This window comes from Nitrosomonas sp. (assembly GCF_019635155.1).
GTDB lineage: Bacteria > Pseudomonadota > Gammaproteobacteria > Burkholderiales > Nitrosomonadaceae > Nitrosomonas.
On record NZ_JAHBZY010000035.1, the window covers coordinates 1 to 7773 of the forward strand.

7 protein-coding genes and 1 pseudogene are annotated in these 7773 nt (G+C 52.3%); 2 read left to right on the forward strand and 6 right to left on the reverse strand.

The genetic code is table 11. The annotated features are described in order from the left end of the window. Window positions 1–285: 285 nt before the first annotated feature. The 6 genes and pseudogenes from KF839_RS14930 to KF839_RS14490 all read right to left on the reverse strand — a co-directional run. A pseudogene (locus tag KF839_RS14930) lies at window positions 286–657 on the reverse strand (integrase core domain-containing protein); the annotation flags it as partial. A gap of 158 nt (window positions 658–815) precedes the next feature. Further along, window positions 816–2768 (reverse strand): MORN repeat-containing protein, encoded by a 1953-nt coding sequence (locus KF839_RS14470; protein ID WP_292918535.1) that lies wholly within the window; start codon window positions 2766–2768, stop codon window positions 816–818. A 416-nt stretch (window positions 2769–3184) separates the two neighbouring features. Then, window positions 3185–4069, reverse strand: coding sequence for a WD40/YVTN/BNR-like repeat-containing protein (locus KF839_RS14475; protein ID WP_292918536.1), 885 nt, complete (start codon window positions 4067–4069; stop codon window positions 3185–3187). 628 nt (window positions 4070–4697) lie between these two features. Continuing rightward, complete coding sequence (locus tag KF839_RS14480) at window positions 4698–5000, reverse strand: hypothetical protein (protein WP_292918537.1); 303 nt, start codon at window positions 4998–5000, stop codon at window positions 4698–4700. Between the two features lie 58 nt (window positions 5001–5058). Next, window positions 5059–5361, reverse strand: coding sequence for a TRL domain-containing protein (locus tag KF839_RS14485; RefSeq protein WP_292918538.1), 303 nt, complete (start codon window positions 5359–5361; stop codon window positions 5059–5061). Between the two features lie 36 nt (window positions 5362–5397). Continuing rightward, complete coding sequence (locus KF839_RS14490) at window positions 5398–5706, reverse strand: hypothetical protein (RefSeq protein ID WP_292918539.1); 309 nt, start codon at window positions 5704–5706, stop codon at window positions 5398–5400. 1052 nt (window positions 5707–6758) lie between these two features. Between KF839_RS14490 and KF839_RS14495 the strand changes: the two genes are divergently transcribed. Together KF839_RS14495 and KF839_RS14500 are read left to right on the forward strand one after the other, a co-directional pair. After that, window positions 6759–6920, forward strand: a complete 162-nt coding sequence (locus KF839_RS14495; RefSeq protein WP_292918540.1) for a hypothetical protein — start codon at window positions 6759–6761, stop codon at window positions 6918–6920. A gap of 5 nt (window positions 6921–6925) precedes the next feature. Next, on the forward strand, window positions 6926–7773 hold an 848-nt coding region (locus KF839_RS14500), incomplete at its 3' end, for a replication initiation factor domain-containing protein (protein WP_292918541.1).

Below are 7773 nucleotides of genomic sequence, written 5' to 3' on the forward strand. Positions count from 1 at the left end.
GCATACGAGCCCGCTTGCGCTGGCTTGCTTTCAGTCCAGAATAAATGGGACGTGGAGCCGGCGAGTGGAATCGAACCACCGACCTGCGGTTTACGAAACAAGCCAGGACATTTTTTGAAACGCTCGGTGTGCCAAATGGTTTCCCCGTTTTAACTGCGAAAACAGTCACTTGCGTGCATTCTATTGATTCGATTGTTTCGAGGTGTATAGGTGGGTTTTGAAAATTTTTAGCACAAATTTAGCACAGGCCAATGGGGTGAACCCCTTCAGTGAGACAGTTTCCCATTAGCACACTTCAGGTTGATTACCTTGCTTCCTCTTGCAAGCTCCCCTGTCAAGGAGACGCCGCAAAAGAGAACTTCGAGCTTCTAATCGTGTCCGATACCTGTCAGGCGGGAGCCTGGCAATGCGTCATGAGGCCGTTCTTCGTTAAACTCTGTAACTATGTAACCATTCTGTGGGTATCTCCCGGACATGTTTGAGCGACTCGAACACCTAGGCATTGAGGACTTCGGTTCGGTACGCGCGATTGAAGCGCGCGATGAACGGATTTTGATCGGGTTTGCCCGGCTGAATACACGGTAGCCCAATGCCCTGATCCTCACACCAGGCCATAAACCGGTCGGCGGTCATACCATTATCGAGTCGAATCGCGTCCGCCAATGAGCCTCGCGGAGTCAGACCGCGTTCTTCCAAGGCATCAAAAGACCGTACTCCATCGCTCATTCGGAGCGTAAATCGAATGTAGCATTTGTGTCCGGCTCAACTCCGTACAAGACTGCCCTTTGACTATGCCTCACCAAAGCTGTCCCTTGTCACTGCATAAAACCACGTCCACCATGAGCGCCACTCCACGAGTTATCTAAAGTCATCTCGACGACAGAATCTATAACCTCATTGAAAAGAAACCGACTGAAAATGCGTTCGGCGCGCTCTCGATCTGCCTTATCTTGAGCAGCTTTCGCTTCTTCCGCGTAGGTTTCGTGCCAACTTCGACGTATATTCTGAGCCACACGGCTTCCGTCCTGAAAGATATACTCTCCCTTTATCAAAAAACCGTTCTCGAAATCTCCCCTCAGCGCTTCTCCATCCCTCCAAAGATATATTCCTTGACCCGAGGGCTGCCCGGATTTAAATCCTCCAACGTATTTTGTGTCATTAGGGTATGTGAGTGTGCCTTGGCCATCAATGCAGTTTCCTTCAAGACATGTTTTTTTGGACAGGCCCTGTTTTGCTGGAACCGTAAAGCTTTCTTCTTGAGTGGCGACACCGTGATCAAAATCGCCGCTATACTTAATCCCGACCATCCAGCTCTTCGATCCCTTGCCATGGGCTAGACCATCCTTGAAATCTCCAACATATTTCGACCCGTCTGAAAAGACATACGTTCCGTGTCCATTAGTACAATTACCTTCCGTACAGCTGCCAGTTATATATGTTTTCTTTGGGTAAATCTTATCTCGGCTGATAGGTTTGCCATCTTTGAACGTTCCTGAGAATTTAACTCCCGTAAATAAGACATAAACGCCATGCCCATTGATGCAATCACCCTCAATACAAGTCCCAACAACCGGAGTGCAAAGCGCAGAAGGATTGCGATCGAGATAATATTCGCCGGTCATCCATCCGCATCCACTTCGCTGCATGCCATTATGAGCCTGCTCACCCAATTGCTCACGAGCAAGGAGTTCAACTAAATTAGGTAGACGTTCTGACGTATTTTGCCGCTCAATGGTTTGTGCTCGCCATTTCTCAAACGCATGTTGCCTGTAGGGAAGTTGATTAATAATTCGACGAATGGATTCTTCTGACATTTGCCATCCATTCACCATTTTCTCCAGCGACTTGGCAGACATCCCATGGAGGGCAGCGAGTACATCAGGATTTTTCTTGGCCCGATTAGGGTCATGCAGACTCACATACTCTCGACTAGTGATCCAATGGAGTGCAGCCTTCTGCTCGGGAAGTAGGTTCGTAAAGGAATGGGGCGTAGCTGATTCATTTGATCCATATGCGCCAGCAGTTACCGTATCCTCCCCAATACGGGCACCGTCCTCAAAATATCCAATGTACTTTGTTCCATCAAAGGAAACATATGTCCCATGGCCATTAGTGCAATCGCCCTCTGCACATCCACTTAGGACGGGAGTACACAGGGAGGATGGGGCGCTGTTCACATAATATTTTCCGGTCATCCACTCACATCCATGCCGATGTAGAGAGGATTCTTTCTGCTCAATGATTTGGGCTTGCTCAAGTTTGGCTACTGCTCTAGCCACTCCAGCCCGTGTATTATCTTGTTCTATACGTTGCGCGCGCCATTTTTCAAAGTCTCTGAGACTCAGAGGAAGTCCATTAAGAACCTGCCAAATAGATGGTTCTGGCATGTCCCAATGGTTTGCCTTCTCACTGAGGGAGATCGAGCTCATACCATGCATTTCTGCCAGGATTCCTACCTCGGCATTCGACGGCTTTGAACTGTGTAATCGTAGGTATTCTTGAGAAGCTGCCCAATGGAGAGCCGCCTTCTCCGCCACAGTTAATTTGACAAAAGCATACGGAGTTCCAGCTATGTTTTCTCCATAAGCGTCCGGGCTAAGAACGCTCGTGGGTGGCTTCTGCTCTGGTTCAGGAGATACCACCCCTTTTGGAAACAGGTGAGGATTTTCAGCTCGATATTTTGCCCTTGCCTCCATAATGGCAGTGCAACCACTCGACAGCACAGACAGACTTACAATTACGACCAGCGTGAGAGTGTACTTGTGCATCAGACTTCCCCCGTCCTTAATGGCAGCCCCCTTTTAGAATCCGGTCGACACCGTGACCGATATTCTGGCCCACTGCCTCGTATGGGCGGCAGGTGTCAGCCGGCCCAATGCTATGTGCGATCGCTCTTCATTGTCCTCATGCCACCACCTTTCATGGCGGCCTGGGCATGCGTGAGGGTAAGGAATCAGGCTCGTTCACGCACTCATCACTCGAACACCCATTGAATGACTCAAATTTTCCGAACGAACATGTGAGGTGGCACAGGACAGAGACATGCTCGGAGTCGATCCCGAACAACAGGTGACGGCATTTGTCGCGAACAGTGGTTGAATGTGTTGCGCGGGACGCTCATCGAAGCGGCTGCCAAAACGTTCGATGTCGTGACCATCGGGCATACTTTCGACTAACTGCCAGATTACTCTTTTTCGACGTTCGGACTTTTGTAAATGCCGAGCAAAGTAGTGCCGGCGTACATCGTATGTGGGTTCAATGGATCGATGGCAAGTACTACTGGTTGATCCATATTGGGCACCGGCTGTAGTCCGGAGTTAATGAACTTCCAGTTTTGTCCGCCATTCGTGGTTCTAATGACCCCTCGCTGGGTACCCGCATATACGGTATTGGGGTTCTGAGGGTCGATCATAAGTGAACCCACTTTCGTGGCTTGAGATCCCAGACCAGTGTTGACCGGCTCCCATGACTTTCCTGCATTTGAGGTTTTGAACACCCCGGAAAGAGTCGTTCCAGCATAAATGATAGTAGGCTGTTTAGGATTAATCGCTAACGCTTGGACGCCTACTGACATTTCATTCTCCCCGAATGCCTGGATGCCTCCAAACATTTTATTCTTCCCGAGCGCGAGAAGCGTGCCAGTCCAGCTTGTCCCTCCGTCGGCACTCTTAAAAACCCCCTTACCATAAGTGGCCGCATAGATTATTTGGGAATTGGTTGGGTCGATTGCTACGGCATAAGCAATAACGCCACCGGTGTAATCCTGCCACTGCGGATCCTGTATATCCGTCAAGCCATTACTGACTTCGACCCAATTCTCTGCCCCATTGATGCTCTTGTATATTCCGGCTTGCGTAGCAGCATATAACGTATTGGGATTTTGTGGATCAATTGCCAAAGCATTGATGGTTCGAAACGCAGCGCTGGGCTTTCCGGGTTTCTTGGTTTCCATTCCCGAACTCATCGACACCCAGTTCTCTCCCGCATCGATGCTCTTATATATTCCGCCCTCAACTGTACCCAGGTATAATGTGCTAGTGACATGAGGATCAATCGCTATACACTTCACGTTTAACGAGACGGGAACGCCCTTCTTGACCCTACTCCACCACACTCCCCCATCTGTCGTTTTAATGAGATCGCGTTTATACCCTTCCGTTAGCAAGATTTCTGTTGCGGCATAGACGGTGTCGGGGGTTTTCGGGTCAACTGCTAGAGCGATGACGTGGATATGGTCACCAACACCTAACTTATGGCCTGTGCGAACTGGGCTCCACTTGGGCCCGTCTGATGCTGCGGTAAGGAATGACTCTTTATACAGAGGGACGGTACAACCACTACCAGAAACCACAACAAGCGCTATGAGCAAGAAGGAGAATGGTGACGCAAAGATGTTGCGTCTATCAAAATGTCGCATGCAATTTCCTTTCGATAAGCGATGAGCATGAAAGATGATGACATCAAGCTGTAAGTCCCCCCGTCAAGGCGACACTGTCAAAAGAAAAACTTCTGCTTCTGACATTCACTCCACCAAACATGAGATAGGCCTTTTATACAAATTTGGGCACAAACGAGTGGCCGCCAGTTCCGCCACCACCGCCTCCGCCCGATACGTCAGGCCCTCCAGATCCACCACCGTGCACCAGCCTGGTGCAGTGAGCTCGCGCACAATCGGTCGTGTGGGGGGCACGGTGGGCTTATTTCATGGCGCTCGGGGCACCTTCGCCGACCACGATCAGGCACCCCCTGTATACACCTAGCAAGTAGAATTCGTTTATCCCCACGCTTCGGATGTTCTGAATCGGCGGAGTGGCGTTGGCCATGGCCTGCTCAACGGTCGTGGTGCCGTAACCAAACCCAAACGCGGCGTACGCGCAGTCCTTGCCCTCCGCCATCGGTTTCACCGAGAGATCCTCTGGGGTCAGGCGAAATGAGAGATTTATGCAGCCGGAGAGAAGTAGGGCCGTCAGCCAGCAGGTGCAGCAGATCAATCGATGCATCGTATAGTCCCTCCAGTACGCGGTAATCGTCGACAGACCGTCTCCGTTGGCGTCGCCGCTATGGCGCGGCGGCTGGTGCGCCTTCGCCGACCACGATGAGGCAGCTCTTATTCACAAACAGCAAGAAGAAGAGGCTGTGACTCACGCTTCGGATTTTTTGAATCGGCGGGGTGGCGTTGGCCATGGCCTGCTCGACGGTATTGTTGCCGTAGCCCAACTCAAACAGGGTGTACATGCAGGTCTTGCCCTCCGCGATCGGTTTCACCGAGAGATCCTCGGGGGTGATGCGATTGGTGATGCTGACGCAGCCAACGAGCAGAAGCACGGCGAGACAGACGGTCAGCGTACAGAACGTGCGCATGCGGGGTCCTCCTCTTGCGAACATATCATGTTCCAATTAGCGTGCTCCCACGCCGGCTGGAGCGCTCTCACCGACGACCTTCAGGCAGTGTGATTCGAAGACTAGGAAATGAAAGACCGTTAGACTGATGCTGCGAATGTTCTGAATCGGCGGGGTGGCGTTGGCCATGGCCTGCTCAGCGGTATTGGTGCCGTAGCCAAAATTAAACAGGGTGTATATGCAGGTCTTGCCCTCCGCCATCGGTTTCACCGAGAGATTCTCCGGCGTGATGCGAAAGGAGAGGTCTACGCAGCCGGTGAGGAGCAGTGCGGAAAGACCGGCCGCTAGCCTGGGTAGTGTGCGCATGTGGTGTCCTCCAAGACTACGGTGTTAGGTATGGATCTGGGTTCGTCGGCTCGACAAAATGAACAGGCACGCGCCTCAGGCGGCACGAATCGTCGACGACGGTGATAAAGTGAGCGCTACATAATTGAAAAATAAACAGATCAGTGCTAATGCTCCGAAAAGGTGACTTGTCCGTTGACATTAATAGTTTGAGTCGGTCCCGCTCCAGGTGACGTACTTGGACCGATAGGAAGTTGTGGCACGGTCTCGGAATTCACAATTAGGGCAGCTGCTGGTCTGGTAAAAAATGTGAAGGCGAGAGTCATGAAGACGAAGACTGAAAACGTTGCACTACGAAGACGGGCAGGACAATGCATGTGTCCTCTGAGGTAGAAGGTGCGCTTCAATGGCAGTGCGTTGTAGCACAATTCGCTGAATTTGAGTCAACTATTTCCATGTTGAAGGCACGAATACCTACGTATCTATGAATAACTATTTTCATGTCGAGAATAATCCCTCGAAGAGTGCATGAAATTACATACATGTACTAAGCAATCAACATGGCAACTGAGCTTTTTCGCACAAACCGCACGGTGCGAAATTGCACCGCCCGAACAAGAATAACGTTCGATCGCTTATGCTGATGGACACAAGAACGTATGTACGCTTTACTTAGAGACTAGTCGCGCAATTCTAAGCCCGATGGCTAATATTTTTATTGTCACTTAGTTGCCTCGACATTATTTTATGGGCGTTCTGCCACCCTGCTTCAAATCCTATCCCACAATGCCGAGGATGCCTTCCAAACTTTTTTTCGCCCACCACTCAAAAACGAGCTGATTTGTGTTCGCTCCCGGTCCCGTCTCCGAACGATGCGCACAATTGCCGCTCTGAGCGCACGAAAGCGCACATACGCCTCCTTCTGCTCACTTCCTTTTGCATCTGAGCTACCCCAAAATCTGTCCTCTGCTGTCCCCTCGTGTCCCCTAGTGACCCCTTCCGGGGCCTTTGCTTTGGTCCGGTGATTCGCCTAGGGTGAGACGAACGGGAACAGGGCACAAGAAGAGGTGCAGATGTCCGAGTTGGGGCGCGTCACAGAGCAACACCGTCGTCCGTTGCCGGGAGGCGAAGCCGGTCCGCGCCGCATGCCGACAGGCTGCGGGGCGGAGCGGAATGGCCCCCGTCTTGGTAACACGGGGGCGCTACCTACAGCGCTCATTACAGGAGTTCGATAGGTTCCATGGATTCTGGCTTCACTCTGACGATTGATTGGCTGGCGTTTACGGTCCTGGCCAGCAATCCTCAAGAGACCATGAAGGTGCTTGGCGGAGATTGGAGTAGGGCCAAGGGCGGCTTCCGAGGCTATCCCTTGTCGTGGATGCGAGTAGACGGACTCCGCGGCGTCGGCAAACTGGGCACCAATGCGCCTCGTCGTCCGAATGAAATCCATGTGGATCTCTCGGGCGGCCTGGCGTCCGCCCTGACACGGGATCAAATCCGGACTCTGCTCAAGTGGGTCCATGCCCAACAGGGCCACGTGACGCGCATTGATTGTGCGCTGGATGACCGAACGGGCACGGTGCTGGTCTCGACCATCCGAGAGGCCGTATCGGCAGGCCAATGTGTGACGCGTGCCGCGCAGGTTCGGCATATCGTCTCCAACCTGACGCATGGGACAGGGGCCACCACGGGCGAGACCATGTACTTCGGGAGTCCGCAGAGCCAGACCTTGCTGCGCATCTACGACAAACGGCTGGAACTTCAGAGCAAGGGCCAGGAGAACTGGCATGAATACGGGACTCGGTGGGAATTAGAGCTCAAGAAGGATCGGGCCGAACAGTGCGCTCGTGCATTGGCCACGTTAGACGAAGCCGATTGGAAGGAGTTGGTGGTCGGCTTGCTGCGATCGTATGTGGATTTCCGGCAGATCCCAAAGGATGCCGAGGATGAAGAACGGTACCGGGCTCCAGTCTTGGAGTGGTACGCCCTCCTGACGGAGGGATTTCAGAAGGGGCGATTAGCCCAGGAGCAGCAGGTGCAGACCCTGCAGAACGTAAAACGATGGGTGAGTGACACCCTGACGCCGAT

Bases quoted from the DNA above. Each gene is read 5' to 3' on its own strand.
- KF839_RS14470 (WP_292918535.1), bottom strand. From the start codon at position 2,768: ATGCACAAGTACACTCTCACGCTGGTCGTAATTGTAAGTCTGTCTGTG.
- KF839_RS14480 (WP_292918537.1), bottom strand. From the start codon at position 5,000: ATGCATCGATTGATCTGCTGCACCTGCTGGCTGACGGCCCTACTTCTC.
- KF839_RS14485 (WP_292918538.1), bottom strand. From the start codon at position 5,361: ATGCGCACGTTCTGTACGCTGACCGTCTGTCTCGCCGTGCTTCTGCTC.
- KF839_RS14490 (WP_292918539.1), bottom strand. From the start codon at position 5,706: ATGCGCACACTACCCAGGCTAGCGGCCGGTCTTTCCGCACTGCTCCTC.
- KF839_RS14495 (WP_292918540.1), top strand. From the start codon at position 6,759: ATGTCCGAGTTGGGGCGCGTCACAGAGCAACACCGTCGTCCGTTGCCG.